This is a genomic window from Streptomyces sp. NPDC055140 (assembly GCF_053607285.1).
Genome location: NZ_JBSGTG010000032.1, coordinates 2316 through 17930 on the forward strand (window position 1 = coordinate 2316; position 15615 = coordinate 17930).

Annotated in this window: 14 protein-coding genes; 7 read left to right on the forward strand and 7 right to left on the reverse strand. The window is 71.1% G+C overall.

What is annotated here, in order from left to right; translation table 11 throughout:
- The 3 genes from ACWFR4_RS39400 to ACWFR4_RS39410 form a co-directional block, all read left to right on the forward strand.
- Positions 1-912 (forward strand): FG-GAP repeat protein (locus ACWFR4_RS39400; protein ID WP_453656466.1); only part of this gene is annotated, 912 nt, incomplete at its 5' end.
- Between the two features lie 215 nt (positions 913-1127).
- Positions 1128-1556, forward strand: coding sequence for a hypothetical protein (locus tag ACWFR4_RS39405; RefSeq protein ID WP_453656467.1), 429 nt, complete (start codon positions 1128-1130; stop codon positions 1554-1556).
- A 34-nt stretch (positions 1557-1590) separates the two neighbouring features.
- The gene (locus ACWFR4_RS39410; RefSeq protein WP_453656468.1) at positions 1591-1797 is read left to right on the forward strand and encodes a DUF5988 family protein; all 207 of its coding nucleotides are present in this window, start codon (positions 1591-1593) and stop codon (positions 1795-1797) included.
- A gap of 123 nt (positions 1798-1920) precedes the next feature.
- On the opposite strand, the gene ACWFR4_RS39415 is transcribed toward ACWFR4_RS39410, so the two are convergent.
- The 7 genes from ACWFR4_RS39415 to ACWFR4_RS39445 form a co-directional block, all read right to left on the reverse strand.
- A complete protein-coding gene (locus tag ACWFR4_RS39415; protein WP_453656525.1) occupies positions 1921-2904 on the reverse strand; it encodes a LacI family DNA-binding transcriptional regulator in 984 nt (327 codons plus the stop codon).
- Positions 2905-3051: 147 nt separating this feature from the next.
- Positions 3052-3984: an ROK family protein gene (locus tag ACWFR4_RS39420; protein WP_453656469.1), complete on the reverse strand. Its 933-nt coding sequence runs from the start codon at positions 3982-3984 to the stop codon at positions 3052-3054.
- Positions 3978-5234 (reverse strand): AGE family epimerase/isomerase, encoded by a 1257-nt coding sequence (locus ACWFR4_RS39425; RefSeq protein WP_453469716.1) that lies wholly within the window; start codon positions 5232-5234, stop codon positions 3978-3980. The genes ACWFR4_RS39420 and ACWFR4_RS39425 overlap by 7 nt, the downstream gene beginning before the upstream one ends.
- A 44-nt stretch (positions 5235-5278) precedes the next feature.
- Positions 5279-6679, reverse strand: a complete 1401-nt coding sequence (locus ACWFR4_RS39430) for a sugar porter family MFS transporter (RefSeq protein ID WP_453656470.1) — start codon at positions 6677-6679, stop codon at positions 5279-5281.
- A 160-nt stretch (positions 6680-6839) separates the two neighbouring features.
- Entirely contained in the window at positions 6840-8558 is a 1719-nt protein-coding gene (locus ACWFR4_RS39435; protein ID WP_453656471.1) for a class I mannose-6-phosphate isomerase, read from the reverse strand.
- 235 nt (positions 8559-8793) lie between these two features.
- Positions 8794-10305 carry an amino acid permease gene (locus tag ACWFR4_RS39440; protein WP_453656472.1) on the reverse strand — a complete coding sequence of 504 codons (1512 nt, stop codon included), beginning with the start codon at positions 10303-10305 and terminating at the stop codon, positions 8794-8796.
- Positions 10306-10346: 41 nt separating this feature from the next.
- Positions 10347-11555, reverse strand: coding sequence for an aminotransferase class V-fold PLP-dependent enzyme (locus ACWFR4_RS39445; protein WP_453656473.1), 1209 nt, complete (start codon positions 11553-11555; stop codon positions 10347-10349).
- A 146-nt stretch (positions 11556-11701) separates the two neighbouring features.
- On the opposite strand from ACWFR4_RS39445, the gene ACWFR4_RS39450 reads away from it, so the two are divergent.
- The 4 genes from ACWFR4_RS39450 to ACWFR4_RS39465 all read left to right on the forward strand — a co-directional run bounded on the left by ACWFR4_RS39450 (position 11702) and on the right by ACWFR4_RS39465 (position 15606).
- Positions 11702-12376, forward strand: coding sequence for a FadR/GntR family transcriptional regulator (locus ACWFR4_RS39450; RefSeq protein WP_453656474.1), 675 nt, complete (start codon positions 11702-11704; stop codon positions 12374-12376).
- Between the two features lie 827 nt (positions 12377-13203).
- Positions 13204-13602: a VOC family protein gene (locus ACWFR4_RS39455; protein ID WP_453656475.1), complete on the forward strand. Its 399-nt coding sequence runs from the start codon at positions 13204-13206 to the stop codon at positions 13600-13602.
- Complete coding sequence (locus ACWFR4_RS39460; RefSeq protein WP_453656476.1) at positions 13599-14231, forward strand: TetR-like C-terminal domain-containing protein; 633 nt, start codon at positions 13599-13601, stop codon at positions 14229-14231. Before ACWFR4_RS39455 ends, ACWFR4_RS39460 begins: the two co-directional genes overlap by 4 nt.
- A gap of 325 nt (positions 14232-14556) precedes the next feature.
- Positions 14557-15606, forward strand: a complete 1050-nt coding sequence (locus tag ACWFR4_RS39465) for a LacI family DNA-binding transcriptional regulator (RefSeq protein WP_453656477.1) — start codon at positions 14557-14559, stop codon at positions 15604-15606.
- Positions 15607-15615: the final 9 nt, after the last annotated feature.

Here is a 15615-nt window from a genome sequence, read left to right on the forward strand (position 1 = left end):
GCCCCGCGCCGCCGCCGCGCCCCCCCGCCCCACCACACCCCCCCCCCGCGCGGCGCCCCCCCCCCCCCCGCCCCCCACGCCCCCATCCTCGCCACCGGCGACTTCACCGAGGACGGCACGGCGGACCTCGCGGTCGGGTACTGGACGAAGACCCCGTTCACCCAGTCCCACGTACGTCTGTGGGCCTGGGACGCGACCGAGCAGGCCATGGCCAACACCTGGAACACCGACAACGCCGGCGTCTCCGCCCTCGCCGCGGGCGACTTCGACGGCGACGGTCACGACGACCTGGCCCTCGGCGAGTGCCGTGAGATCGCCGACGAGAACATCGACGACCCGTGCGGCCCCGAGGAGCTGGCCAAGGGCGGCGGCATCCACGTCCACTACGGCAACGCCACGCCCGGCAGCTTCGGATTCCGCCGGCAGACCCTCAACCAGGACACGGTCGGCGTGGCGGGCGTCGCGGAGACCGGTGACCACTTCGGCGCCTCCCTCGCCGTCGCCGACATCGACAACGACGGCCGTGACGACCTGATCGCAGGCGCCCCTGGCGAGGCGATCGGCAGCCGCTCGGGTGCGGGCGCCGCGACCCTCCTGTTCGGCGGCCCGACCGGCCTCGTCGACGCGTGGGGCGAAGGCCACTCCGTCGGGTTCCAGCAGGACACCCCGCGCATGCCGGGCGTCGCGGAGGCCGCCGACGCGTTCGGTGCCGCCGTCGCCACCGGCGACTACGACCACGACGGCAGGGCGGACGTGGCGGTCGGCTCTCCGGGCGAGAACGCCGCCTCGGGCGGCGTGTGGCTGCTGCCCCGGGCGAGCGTCAACGGCTCCTCCGCGTTCACGCCCACCAAGCTGGGCCTGCCCTCCCCGTCGAGCGCGCTCGCGTACGGCAGGTACCTCAGCGGCCAGTGACAGTGCTGCACAGAGCCGGCCCCTGGGGCTCGTCCCGGGGGCCGGGACTGGGTGTGGCTCGCAGGTCCTCCCGGTGATGGGCTCCCCGACCTGCAGGGTGGTGTCGGCCCGTCGTTTTGCGTGGTCCCTGAATGTTCAGTCGGACGGGATCCTGGAGCTCCTGAGCGGCCAGGTTGATCGTGCCGTCTCGGTCGTTGATGCGGCCCTGGACGGAGATGACGCTGTTCCTCGACGATCGCGCCCACGACGAGCGTGTACGTCGCGGGGAAGGACAGCACTTCCAGTTGGCCGTCTCGGTCAGCCAAGTTGACGATCGCCCCGGGGTTGCCCTGCTTGATCATCTTGGGCGGCACGCTGGTGATCAGTCCGGCGAGGCGTACGACGACTTCGGTGCGGCCGGAGGCGTCAGTTCGGGGATCGTGGCGGCCAGGATGGGCGTACGACTGCGCGGCGGCGCGGTGTACGTCGAGGGGCATCAGAGCCAGAGCATCAAGGTCGCCGACGGTTCGGTGGACCGGGCCGTGAGCATCGCGCACAGCCCGACAGTGGCGGCCAGTGTTGGGTCCGGCCTGATGAGCCCCTCGTGGTGGTGGGGGTCGCCGGCACGGAAAGAGGGGAGTGGCAGACGTGTCGGCGCGTCATGAAGGAGCCGGTCGGGCCTGCGGGGAAGATCTGGTCATGGTCGACGCGATGAAAGCAGTTCTCGAGGGCGGTCCTGACGATCTTCCTGAGCGGATCGTCTCCGTCTCCACGCCCGGGGCCGACATCAAAGTTCCCCTGCGCGGGGGGTACGAGCACTTCAAGGTCACGACACGTCAGGAGGAGACCTCGCAGGGTCTGTTGCCTGTGTACGAGTGGTGGGAGCGCACGGAACTGCCTGGGTAGGTTTGCGCCCGCAGCGTGCGGCCCGAGCGCGGCGGGTGCCAACCACCGCTCACCACCGACGCGGCATGCGTCCCCCGGCAAGTGGCTTCGAGTTGTGTATGTGCCGGGCGGTCCTCTGCGGGGTCAGGCGCCCGTGTGGTGCACGATGTGAGTGGGGACGACCGTCCTGCGTGGCGGCTGCTGTGGCGCGGCCGGGGTCTCGGCGATGCGCTCGAGCAGCAGACGGGCGGCGCGGCGCCCTACTTCGTCGGCGTCATAGGCGACGACGGTGACCGGCACGTCCAGCAGGTCCGCCATCTCGAAGTCGTCGAACCCGGCAAGCGCGGTGCCGCTGCGCAGGCCCCGCACGGCACGGTAGGCGCCGAGGGTGATGCGGTTGTTCGTGCAGAACAGTGCTGTCGGCGCGTCCGTGCGGTCGAGGAGTCGGTGCGCCGCGGCCTCGGCCCCGGGGATGTCGTAGGCGCCCCTGCTGATCCATTCCTCGCGGGGGGTCAGTCCGGCCTCCTCGTGGGCCGCCCAGTAGCCCCGGAAGCGCTCGGCGCCGGTGAACAGGGCGGGTGGATTGCCGACGAAGCCGATGGAGCGGTGGCCGTCGGCGATCAGCCGGGCGGTGGCCGCGTGAGCGCCGCCGAAGTCGTCGACGAGGACAGTGTCGGCCTCGATGCCGGCGGGCGGGCGGCCCGCGAGGACGACCGGGGTGGGGCCGAGCACGTCCGGGGCGAGGTGGCGTTGTGAGGTGCCGGCCGGGACGACGATCATGCCGTCCACCCGTCGGGACACCAGGTCCTCGACCAACTCCCGCTCGCGCTGGACCTGTTCGGCGGTGTTGCCGAGGACGAGACGCAGGCCGTGTTCCTCCGCGACCTGTTCGGCGCCCAGGGCGAGCCGGGAGTAGAAGGGGTTCGCCAGGTTGGTGACGACGAGTCCGATCATGCCGCTGGTCTTGCCGAGACGAAGGTTGCGTGCCACCTCGTTGCGCCGGTAGCCGAGCTCCTCCACCGCCGCGAGCACCTTGGCCCGTGTGGCGGTGCTGACGCGCTCGTCGTCCTTGAGGACGCGCGAGACCGACATGGCGCTCACCTGGGCCCGCGCGGCGACGTCCCGCATCGTGGGGGGCGTGGCGCCGGAGCGGGCCGGACTCCCGGACTGGGGCACTGCGCTTCGCACTCTCTTCACTTCTCCTGGGCGCGGACACGCCCGCCGATCGAGGCGGGCGGCGGCCCGCACCCTCATCCTAGGTCCGGTGGACGGACGTCACGGACTGCCGACGTCACGGATCGCCGATGTCACGGTCGGCCGCCGCGCCCACCATGCGGCGCCCAGCAGCGGCGCGTCCTCGGGGCACAGCGCCGTACGCACCGTCAGCCGCCGGGCAGACGACGTATCGGGCCCCTCGGCGAGACCGATACGCAGCGGCACCTCGATCAGGTCCCAGGACGCGGCCATCGAGCCGCCCACCACGAGCACAGTGGCCTCGAAGCGGTCGATCCACGGGGCGAGCGTCTCGCCGAGAGCGCGGAAGGCGTGGTCGAGGACCACGCGCGCGTACCGGTCCCCGCCGCGAGCCAGCTCCGCGATGGTGCGCACATCGGGTACGACGTCCGGGTCGTCGAGCGCGGCACGGGCGTAAGCGGCGCGGATGCCCCGGCGCGAGACGGTGTCCTCCAACGGGCGGTCCGCGTATATGAGCAGGTGGGCGCTGCCGTCCTGCGGGACGAGAGGTCCTTCGTTGACGGGCTCGCCGTGGTCGACGAAGGCGGAGCCGATGCCGCTGCCGAGAGTGACGCACAGGGCGCGCTCGTGCCCGGCCGCGGCTCCGGCGGCGTACTCACCGATGCCGAAGGCGTCCGCGTCGTTGAGGAACCGCAGCGTGCCCGGCTCGGGGGTCAGGCGGTGTTGCAGTTCGGCGCGGAGGTCGATCCCGTAGAGCGACTCGAACTTGCCGACGCCCTCGAACAGGCCGATCCCCGCCTCGTAGTCGAAGGGCCCCGGCACGGCCACGCCCCACGGCGCTGCGGCCGGGGAGGCCAGGCGGGCGGCCGTTCCGGCGACCGCGCCGAGGATCTCGTCGACGCTGCCCTGCGCGGGCAGCGGCGCCCTGACCTGCTCGTGGACCAGGCCCCCTTCGAGGTCGACGAGCGCAGCGGTGACGTGCGTGCCACCGATCTCCAGGACGGGCGTCAGCATGCGATCACCCCCTGGCGGGCCGCCTCGCCGAGGCCGAGGTGCTGCGGGGCGCGGGCGTAGAGCGTGGCCTGGAACGCGTGGTAGAGGTCGGGCTTGCCGTCCCAGGTCGTGGTGGTGGGGTGGCCATCGGTGTCGAGTTCGTGCCACCAACTGCCGCCCGCCCCGTCCAGGACGTCGCGCGCCGCGTAGTCCCAGAACGAGCGGTACCAGCTTTCGTATGTCGCGTCGCCGGTCGCCCGGTACAGGAAGACGGCCGCGCCGACGGCCTCGGCGATCGTCCAGTGCATGCGCTGCCGGTTCACCGGCTTCCCGGAGAAGTCGACGCTGTAGACGAAGCCGCCGCGCTCGGCGTCCCAGCCCTCGGTCACGGCGCGAGCGAACAGTTGCTGCGCCGCCTCCGTCGTCCACGCCGCCTGGGCGCCCGATGTCTGGGCGCGCACCATGACGAGCAGGCGCGCCCACTCCAGCCAGTGGCCCACGAGGGAGCCGTAGGGACGGAACGGGTCCTCGGGACGGTCGCTGTTGTACGCGAGATCGGGGCGCCAGTCCGTGTCGAAGTGCTCGGGGACCCGCCACTCGTGCGCCGCCCCGTGCTTACGGATGATCAAGTCGCTGATGCGCAGGGCGCGTTCGCCGAACCGCGCGTCATCCGTGGCCTCGGTCGCGGCCAGGTACGCCTCCGTGAGGTGCATGTTGCTGTTCTGCCCGCGATAGTCCTCGGGGGTCGTCCACGTCCGGTCGTAGGAGTCGAGCGCCGCTCCCTCGTCCTCGCGCCAGAAATGGCGGTCGATCGTTGCGGCCGCCTCGTCCAGGAGGGCGCGGCCGCCCGGCAGTCCGGCCTGCGTGGCGGTCGCCCCTGCCAGCAGCACGAAGGCGTGCGCGTAACCGGCCTTGGTGGTGTCGGCCGGGGTGGCGTCCGGGTGCGCCGCGGCGAACCAGCCGCCGTGCTCGTCGTCGTGGAATGCCCCCGACAGTGCGGACATTCCGTGCAGCGCCAGGTCGCGGGCGCCCGGTCGGCCCATCAGATGGGCGAGCGCGAAGCAGTGCACCAGGCGGGCACAGGCGTACAGGTCCTGGGGGCGGTCCCGGTCGGGGGTGCCGTCGGACCGCAGCCAGGAGAAGCCGCCGCGCTTGTCGGCGACCGCGTCTTCGAAGAAGGTGAGGAGTCGTTCGGACTCGGCGGTCAGCCACCGATGGTGCAGCGGCGACTCGGCCCATGCGGGGCCGGCCGCGCGGGGGATGTGTTTCATCGCAGTCGTTTCCTTCTCCGTACAGGATCCCGGGTTCGGGCCGGTCAGCGCATCGCGCGGAACGTGCCCGAACGCAGGGCGCCCTCGATCTCCTCCAGGCTGCGCCCGCGGGTCTCGGGCACGTAGCGGAAGGTGAACAGGAACGCGAGCAGGTTCATGAGGGTGAACAGCCAGAACGTGCCCGAGACGCCGAGCGCGCTGGTGAGCGACAGGGTGGTGAGGGACACGATCAGGTCGACGAACCACACGGCGAAGGTGGAGACGCCGACCGCGACGGCCCGCACCTTCCACGGGAACATCTCTGGCCCCGCGAGCCAGACCACCACCGAGAGGCTGCCGCCGTTGCAGGCGATGTAGCCGAGGATGCAGGCGACAACGAGCCAGCGGGCGCCGCCCTGCGGGGCGTGGCCGCCCATGAACACCGCGGCCATCACGGTGAGGCAGACGACCGCCCCCGGCAGCAGCACGAGCAGGAGCTTTCGGCGGCCGATCCGGTCGACGAGCCAGATGCCGAGCGCCACCATCAGGAAGTTCACGACGCCGACGCCGACCGTCGTGAGCATGGCGGAGGAGCGGCCGAAGCCGGAGTCGCCGAGGATGGTCGGGGCGTAGTAGATGATCGCGTTGATGCCGGTGATCTGCGAGGCCACGGCGAGACCGATGCCCGCGATCAGGGCCGGGCGCAGCCAGCGGGCCCGCAGGGCGCGCAGCCCGTGTTCGCCCTTCTCGTGAGCGGTGGCGGCCAGCTCGCTCAGCTCGGTGTCGACGGCTGCTGGGTCGGTCCTGACCTGGTCGAGAACGGCGCGTGCCGCCTCGGGACCGCGGTGCGTGAACAGCCAGCGCGGGCTCTCCGGGAGCGCGGCCATGCCTGTGAGGAGGACGAGAGCGGGCGCCAGGCCGAGGCCGAACATCCAGCGCCAGTTCTCGTCGAGGGCGTAGCCCGCGAGGTAGGCGGTCAGGATGCCGAGCGTGACGGCGAGCTGGAAGGCGACGACGAGCCCGCCGCGCTTGGCGGGCGGCGCGATCTCGGCGACGTACAGCGGGACGGCCTGCGAGGCGAGGCCGACGGCCAGGCCGAGTACGAGCCGCGCCAGGCACAGCGTCCACGTCTCCGGTGCGACGGCGGCCGCAACGGCGCCGACGCCGAAGATGCCTGCGGACCACAGCACGGCCTTGCGGCGGCCGAGGCGTTCGGCGATCCGGCCCGACAGGACGGCGCCGATGATCGCGCCGACGATGATCGCGCTGGTGACGACCTGCTGGCCGCCGTCACCGAGCGAGAAGTCGTCGGCGATGGTCGGCAGGGCGCCGGAGATGATGCCGGTGTCGTAGCCGAACAGGAGCCCGCCCAGGGCGCTGACGACGGCGATGGTGACCACGGAACGGCCCGCGGTCGGGGAGGGATCCGCGGCCCGTGGCCGGGCGGGGACGGTGGTACGGCTCATGGCACTGCCTCTTTCCGCGCCTCGACGTTGAGGCGCTGTCCTGGGCAAGGGGAAGGGGGATGGGCGGACCGTTTGAGCGGAGGTCCGGACTGGTTATCGTTAACACGGCCGACGGGGGAGCCCGAAAGGGAACCGGCCCGCCCGCCGGGAGTGGGTGGGGTCAGCTGACGAGCGACTTGACCACGTGCACAGTGCGGTCGCCCAGCGGCCGGACCCGGTACGCGCCGACCGCCGCCGGCACGGTCAGCGTCTCCGCGTAGGCCAGGTCGTGCGTGCGACCGTCGGCCGTCTCGATGATCACGCCCGCGCCCGCCGACACGTTGAGGATGTGGAACCTGCCCTCGGTGTCGTCGCTCGTGCCGTCGGAACCGGGCTCGATGACCAGGCGCCTGACCTCGTAGAACATCTCGTCGAGCTGCCCGATGACCTCCTCGCGCCAGCCGGCGCCCTCGCGGAGGGTGCGCGGGTCCTGGATGAGGTCGCGGGTCACGTCCGCGCCCTGCCGGCGGGCGTCGAGGTTGGCGAAGCCGTGCTCGTACGGCAGCGGGCGGGAGTTGCCGGCGGCGTCCTTGCGGATCCAGTCGTAGAACCGCAGCGAGTACAGGTAGGGCGTGGCGCTGATTTCCAGAACGACGTTGCCCGTGCCGGACGCGTGCGGCGTGCCCGCCGGGATCATGTAGAGGCGGCCGTCCTCGGAGGGGTGCGACTGCACGAAACGCTCGACGTCCATCTCCTCACCGCGCTCGATGGCGGCCTCGACCTGCTTGCGCATCAGCGTGAGGTCGGCGTCCTGCTGGAGGCCGAGGTGGACGCGGGGGTCGTCGCCCTCGTGGGCGGTGACGTAGTACGTCTCGTGCTGGGTGTACGGCCAGCCGAAGTGGCCGCGCATGTACTCCTCGCGCGGGTGCAGGTGGAGCGACAGGTTGCCGCCCTCGACGGTGTCCAGGTAGTCGTAGCGGATCGGGAACGAGGTGCCGAACCGGTCGTGCACCTCTCGGCCGAGGAACTCCTCCGGGTGCAGGACACACAGGAGTTGGAAGGGGAGCTCCACCTGCGCATCGGCGTCGTCACCGACGAGCACACCGGCCTCGGGTGCGATCAGCTCGTAGCCGAGCGCGGTGTTTCCGCCCTCGGGCTCGAAGCCGAGTTCGCGCACGGCCCACTGGCCGCCCCAGGGCGTGGAGTTGAAGTACGGGCGGGTGCGGACCGGGCCGCGGGCCAGCTCGGCGAGGGTGGCGCGCAGCGCCGTGCCGTCGATCGAGGCGGGGGCGGCGGGGTCCTGGAGGTCGAGCCAGCGGTCGACGCGGTGCGCGAGGGCGTCGCGGTGGGCGTCCGTCATCGGCCAGTCCGCGTAGAACAGCCGGCGGAGGTCGCCGGGTTCACGGTGGCGACCGAGGTTCACGCCGACCGGCAGCTCGGCCGCGGCGATCGCCGCCTCCGCGTACCGCTTGGGCAGGTCGGCGTACCAGAGCACGTCGTGTGCGACGAGGGCGGCGCCGGGGCCGTGGACGATCAGCACACCGTCGGCGGGGCGCTCGGCGTGGGGCAGCTCGCTGTAGAGGTCGGAGAGCGGGGACTGGGACAGCGGCAGGTAGTAGCGGTCGGTGTGTGGGGCGCCGGGGGCGTCGCCGGTGCGCTCCAGGACCGTGTCCCAGTCCGCCTCGTGGGTGCGCAGGTCGAGGAGGTGCGCGGTGCGGCCCTGCGCGGTGAACGCGGCGGCGAGATCGCGGGCCGCAGCCGCCCAGTCCAGGGCGGCCGGGCCGTCGACGGCGAGGATCAGCTCACCGGCGGGCAGCGCGGCGGCCGCGGCGGACCAGCCGCGCAGCACAGTCCCGTCGACTGCGGAATAGCGGGGGTTGCGGTCGTAGGGGCGGGGCATGGTGGCTCTCCAGAGAGTTGTCGCGGCAGCGCGGTCAGGTGCTCCGGGCAGGAGTGCGCCCTGACACGTGTTAACGATAACAACGACCCGGGGGTGAGGCCAGCGGCGTGCAGAGAGGAAGGCGTGAGGAGGGCCACACACTGCCTCTCGCCTCTCTGTCACGCCAGGACCGGTGTCAGCGTTCCATCGACCGGTACAGGCCTGGGGCCTTTGGGCCGGCGCCGCGTTCCAGGGCTCACACGCGGCCCGACTGGTCGGGACTGAGTTCCGCGTCCATGTCTGATGTCGACGGTTTCTCGGCGGTGGCGAAGCGGCTGTTGTGGCGGCCCCAAAAGTAGTAAATGGCCAGACCGACGGCCATCCAGGCCAGGAACCGGGCCCATGTGATGGTCGGAAGGCTGAGGATCAGTACCACGCAGAGCACGGTGCCCAGAACGGGGACGAACGGTACCCAGGGGGTGCGGAAGCCTCGGGGCAAGGAGGGCTGTGTGCGCCGGAGCCGTAGGACGCCGAGGCAGACGATGATGAAGGAGAAGAGCATTCCGATATTGCCCAGTTCGGCAAGGTCGTTGATGGGCAGCAGCGCGGTCATGAACGCCACCGCGACACCCAGGGGCCAGACGATCCGGCGAGGGCTGCGGGTGACCGGGTGCACGTGCGCGAACCATTCCGGAAGCAGTCGGTCGCGGCTCATGGCCAGGAAGACCCTGGACTGCCCCAGCATCATGATCATGACGACGGTGGTGAGTCCGCAGATCGCGCCCAGCCCGATGATCCGGGTCGCCCAATGGGCGCCCACCGCCTGCAGCGCACCGGTGATGGGTGCGGCGTTGTCGAGCTTGGTGTAGTTCTGCATCCCCGTGACGACCAGCGCGACGGCCACGTAGAGCAGCGCGCACACCGCGACCGTGGCGCTCAGCGCGCGGGGCATGGTGCGGCGCGGGTCGCGGGCTTCTTCCGCGCTGGACGCCATGATGTCGAAGCCGGAGTAGGCGCCGAAGATGATGGCCCCGCCCGTGAGCACACCAGCCGCGCCGAAGCTGGCGTTCAACCCGAGGCCCAGCCTGCTCAGGACCGGCTCCTGCCAGAATCCTCCGCTCTCGGCGGCGGACTTGGCGGCCGGGATGAACGGCGACCAGTTCGCGGCATTCAGGTGCTGGACTCCGATGACCAGGAACAGGGCCACGGCAGCCAGTTTCACCAGCGTCATGGCCATGTTGATCCGCGCGGTCGTGCGGATGCCCGAGGCCAGGATCGCGGTGAGGACGAGTATGACGAGCACCGCGGGAACGTTCACGGTCGCGTTCGGCCCGGCGATGGCCGATGGCAGGTGCACCCCGAAGGTGCCCAGGAAGTCGGTGAAGTACTGGGACCAGCCGGTGGCCACCGCCCCGGCACCCATGGTCATGTCCAGGATCAGGTCCCAGCCGATGATCCAGGCGACGAGTTCGCCGAGCGAGACGTAGGCATAGGTGTAAGCGCTGCCCGCGACCGGGACCGTACTGGCGAACTCGGTGTAGCACAGCGCGACCAGAAAGGTGGCCACGGCGCCGAGCAGATAGGACAGCACGATGCCCGGCCCCGCGTAGCGGGCGGCGGCGGTGCCGGTGAGGACGAAGATCCCGGCTCCCACGGTGACGCCGATACCCATCAGTGTCATGTGGAGCGGTCCGAGTGCGCGGGTGAGCCGGGTGGTGCCGGCGCCGGCTTCGGCGATGGTGGCTTCGATCGTCTTTCTGCGCGTCATGGCGTCCCTGTGGGGGTGAAGTGGTACGCGGTCGGGGGGCGTCAGGGGTGGAGCACGTCGCAGCGGTCGGCGAAGTCCTGGTAGTCGGCGGGGGTGTTGTACAGGTGGGCCGACAGGCGAAGGAACCCGCGGCCGCGCCAGGTGGTGACGGACGTGGCGCAGGCGTGGCGGTCGGCGATGGCGTGCTGCAGCGTGTGTGCGGCGGCCTGGTCGGCGGCGATGCTGTCGGGGAGTGGGACCAGCCGCATAGCGGGAGCTGGTTCAGGGGGAAGCCCGTCGAGGCTGACACCCCAGCGCTCGGCGACGTACTGCTGGGCGTAGTCGGCCAGAGTGGACATATGGGTCCGGGCTGCGTCCCAGCCGTAGCGGTCCTCGATGAGAGCCAGTACATGGGGGGTGGCCAGCCAGGCGGCCAGGTCCAGCGTGCCTTGTTGGTCGAAGCGCTGTGGGTAGTCGTCCGGTGCGCCCCAGGAATCGATCGGTGGGAACAGCCGCTGCCGATCCGCGGAATCGGCCGGTTGGGCGACCAGAGCTGCGGTGCCGCGCGGGGCGCACGGCCATTTGTGCAGGTTCCCGACCCAGTACGAGCCCTGAAGGCCGCGCAGCGGCTCGGCGAGCATGCCGGGTGCGTGCGCGCCGTCGATCAGCAGTGCGATGCCGCGCTCGCGGCAGTCCGTGGCGATCTGCTGAACCGGCATCAGCCGGGCGGTGGCGGAGGTGATGTGGTCCACCACGACCAGGGCCGTACGGTCGTGCGCGTCCACCGCCGCGCGTATCAGCGCCGCGCTCTGCTCGGCGTCCGCGGCCAGCGGGATGTGCACGGTGTCGACCTGGGCGCCGGCCCGTGCCGCATGTCGCCGCACCGCCATGTCGACGGCGCCGTAGGCGTGGTCGGTGACCACGATCCGTTCACCTGCGCGCAGCGGCAGCGAGGACAGCACGGCCGTGACGCCCGCACTCGCGTTGGGGACCAGCGCCGTCGCCTCCTGCGGTGCGTGCAGCCAGTCGGCGATGGCGCACCGGGCCTGCGCCACACGTGCAGGCAGGTGGCGGAACCATGCGACCGGGTCGCGTTCGGCCTCCTCGCGCAGCGTCTGCTGCCACGCCCCGGTCGCCGACGGCACCGCACCGAAGGATCCGTGGTTGAGGTGTCGTACCGCTGGGTCGAGTGACCAGTCGTCCAGCGCTGGGAGGCCGTCCGGCCGGAGCACCGGATCTGGCGCGAGGGGACGGAGATCGGCCTGAGGCATGGCGAGGCTCCCTCAAAGTTGTCCGATGAGTTCTCTGGGCAGTGGGAAAGTAGCAGCATCGATACGGGTGACGGAACGGGTCTGGCGCAGAGTCATACGATGACTTGGGGGCGATAAGCTCCCCACGCAGAGAAACGGGGGAGCGGATGGCTGCCAAACAGGACGTAGTGGCCCAGCTCAGGGCGCTGATCGCCTCCGGCGAGCTGACGCCCGGTCAGAAGCTGCCCGCGGAACCCGCGCTCTGCGATCAGCTCGGAGCCTCCCGCGGCTCCCTGCGCGAGGCCGTCCGCGAGCTCGAGGCGCTCGGCGTGCTCCAGGCCCGGCACGGCTCCGGCACCTATGTCTCCCAATTGCGCCCGGCCGAGATGATGCGAGGCTTCGCCGCCACCGTGGACCTGGTCCCGCTGGACGGCCTCCTCGAACTCGTCGAGATCCGCCGCGTCCTGGAGTCCCACGCGGCCGGGCAGGCCGCGGCGCGTGCCACTGCCGAACTCGACGCCGAGCTTTCCGAGTTGCTCGCAGCCATGGAGAGCGAGACCGACCACACCGCACTGAGCGACCTGGACGCCCGCTTCCACCAGCGGATCTGCGACGCGGGCGGGAACGAGTCGCTGGCCGCACTGGTCGAGGTGTTCCGCTCGCGCGGCAGCCACTACGACATCTACTCGATCGAGGAGGTCCGCCGGGACAGCGACAAGGGCCACCGGGCTATCGCGGCGGCGATCACGGCACGCGACCCCATGGCCGCCGCGCTCGCCGCGGGGGCGCACATCACCCACACCCAGGACTGGCTTCGCCGCTTCCGTCCCCGGCCGCACTGACACCTCTCCGAAACGGCCGGCATCTCCGGTACCCCGGCACTCGCGGTACCCCGGCACCCGCGGCATCTCCGGCACCCGCAGCAGCTGCGGTCAGATCCGCCCGACTGTCCCGAGCGTCGGCGTGGCGGCGATTGCGCGCACCTGCCCGGCACGCCGCGATCACGAGGAGGTCTGGTCCGCCCTGGGGGAGGGGTCATCACAGGGTGCTCGCGGGCTGATGCGTGATCACATCTCCACTGCGGAGTGATGATCGCCGATCGGCCGCACGGCGCCCACTGAGCGGTCCGGCCATCGGCTCAGACCAGGGCCAGCAACGGCTGTCCGGCGTCCACCCGGTCGCCGATGTGGACCAGTAGCTCGGCGACGGTACCGCCCTCCGCACCCACACGGCCAGGCCGAAGGCTGTAACCCTCTGAACGGCATGAACTTGTTCGGCGACGACCAGGGTGAGGCTGGCCGTCGCCGACAGCGCCGAAGTCCTCTACCTGGACCGGGTGTTGGTCGAGGACGCCATCGGCAAGCAACCGTCGGGGCGTCACGGCCTCCTCCGGCCAGGAGCGCACTGAAGATCCGTAACGAACTCCCGAGGCCCGGCACGGCACCTCACCGTGTTGCCGCGTTCCACCGAGTCGGTCGAGCGCCCAGCACGAGGACGGTGCGGCGTTCTGCGATGTGCCGCATCGGACGGCACGTCGCTCCGGCCGATCCACGCGGGCAGATGAGTCCGGGGCCCGTTCCGGCGTGAGGGGTTGTGAGCGGTCGGCGAGCGGTAATACGATCCGAACCGGTTCGGATCTTAATGGCGGCGTCCACCGAGAGGGATTCACATGCATGTCACCGGCTTCGATCATCTGGTGCTCAACGTCGCCGACGTCGAGCGGTCGCTCGCCTTCTACTGCGGCCCGCTCGGGCTCTCCGCCGAGCGGGCCGAGGAATGGCGGGCCAAGAAGGCGCCGTTCCCGTCGGTGCGGGTGAGCGCCGAAACCGTCATCGATCTCGTCCAACGAACCGAGGACGCGGCGGGTAAGGCGGCCAACGTGGACCATCTGTGCCTGGTCGTGGAGCCGCTCGACTGGCAGGAGGTCGTCGACTCGGGGGTGTTCACCGTGTTGGAGGGGCCCGTGCCGCGCTGGGGCGCCCGCGGTTCTGCGCAGTCCGTGTACGTGCGGGACCCGGACGACAACACTGTCGAGCTGCGCTGGTACCCGCAGGACGACCGGCGATGAGCCCCGCCGGTGGCCGCCCGCGCGACCCGGCGATCGGTGCGGCGGTGCTGGCCGCCACCATCGAGCTGCTGCGTGAGGACGGCTACACGGGCTTCGCCTTGGAGAAGGCCGCGGTCCGGGCCGGCACCACCAAGGCGGCCATCCGGCGCCGCTGGCCGGTGCGGCAGCGGCTGGTCATCGACGCCCTCGCCTCGGTGCTCGTCGCCCCGCCCACTCCCGACACCCACTGCACCCGCTGCGATCTCCAGCAGAGCGTCGAGCTCCTTGCCGAGGCCCTGGACACCAGGCTGCCGCCGGGCGTCCTCGCCCCCCTGGTCGCGGAGTGCGCCGCCGACCCGGAGCTCCACCGCCATCTGCTGACCGCCCTGGTGGAACCCAGTCGGTCCGCCGCCGAGGTCGCGGTCCGACGCGCCGTCGACCGGGGCGACCTGCGCCCCGACACCGACCCCGGCCTCGTGGTGGACCTGCTCGCATCCGTCGTCTACCAGCGTGCCCTGCTCGGCACCGCCCCCCTCGACAGGGCGGCCGCCCGCCGGCTGGCCGACCTGCTGCTGCGCGGCGTCGCCGTCGACTTCGACCGGCTCGTCGAGATCAGCCGACTGCCCGCCGCCCACCGCCATCCCCACTGAACCCGGCCCTATCAAGAGCTGCGGCCCAGCAAGTCGGCCTGGATCGCCCGCCTTCCGGGGAGGCGAGGGCCCTTCCACACTGTCGAGTACGGCGCCTCTCGCCTTGTGGAGCGCGGGCAAGTCGGCACCTGGGGGAGGCAGGACTCCTTGAAGAGCGTGCACCGGTCGTTGGATGAGGCTGGAGCGGAGAACGGGACGAGGCCCGGAGTACCCGGGCCGGCTTTGCCGAACAGGGCCGGTACCAGGCCGAATCGAACCCCGGGCTCGGGCGGCCGACGGCTAACGTGTCCAACGCCCGAGGAACTGCGCGAAATCGGAGAACGTGTTGACGGAACGGTCGAACGGACATCGCCCCACACTCGAGGACGTAGCGCGCCGGGCCGGGGTGTCGAAGTCCACGGTGTCCCGTGCGATCAACGGCGAGCCCAAAGTGCGCGCCGCGGTCGCAGAACGCATCCGACAGGCAGTGGACGAACTCGGCTACGTACCCAACCAAGCCGCCCGAAGCCTGGTCACCCGCCGCAACAACGCCGTCGCCGTCGTGGTCACCGAACCGCAGAACCGGCTCTTCGTGGACCCGTACTTCGACTGCCACCTGCGCGGCATCCGGCAGGAACTCGTCCAACAAGGCGCGCAGCCAGTGCTGCTGTTCATTGAGGAGCCGGACGACTATCCGCGCGTCGGGAACTTCCTGGGCGGCGGCCACGTCGATGGCGCCCTGCTCTTCTCGCTGCGCACCGACGACCCGTTGCCCGCCATGGTCGAGCGCATGGGCCTGCCCGCCGTCTTCGGCGGACGCCCCACCTTCGGCTCCGGCCACCGCAGCCACAGATACACCTACGTGGACGCCGACAACCGAGGCGGAGCCAGGGAAGCCGTCCGGCATCTCGTATCGCTGGGACGCCGACGCATCGGAACCATCACCGGCCCGCTCAACCAAGCTTCCGCGATGGACCGCCTCGACGGCTACCGGGACGTGCTCATCGAGGCCCCACCCCAACTCATCGCCGAGGGCGACTTCACGCTGCAAGGCGGTGCCGACGCCATGGCCGTGCTCCTCGACCGGTGCCCCGACCTGGATGCAGTCTTCGTCGCATCGGATCTCATGGCCTCCGGTGCCCTGCGCGTACTTCGGGGACGAGGGCGCCGCGTACCCGATGATGTCGCTGTCGTCGGCTTCGACGACCTGCCGACCATCGCCGAGGCAACGGAGCCTCCGCTGACCACGGTGCACCAGGACATCGAGGACATGGGCCGTCTGATGGCCCGGCTGCTGTTCAAGAGGACATCGGACGAGCTCGATTCGCGAGAAGGCAGCCATCCGCTGTCCTCCGTGGTCACTCCGACACGTCTGGTCGTGCGGAAGTCCGCCTGACAGAGTGTC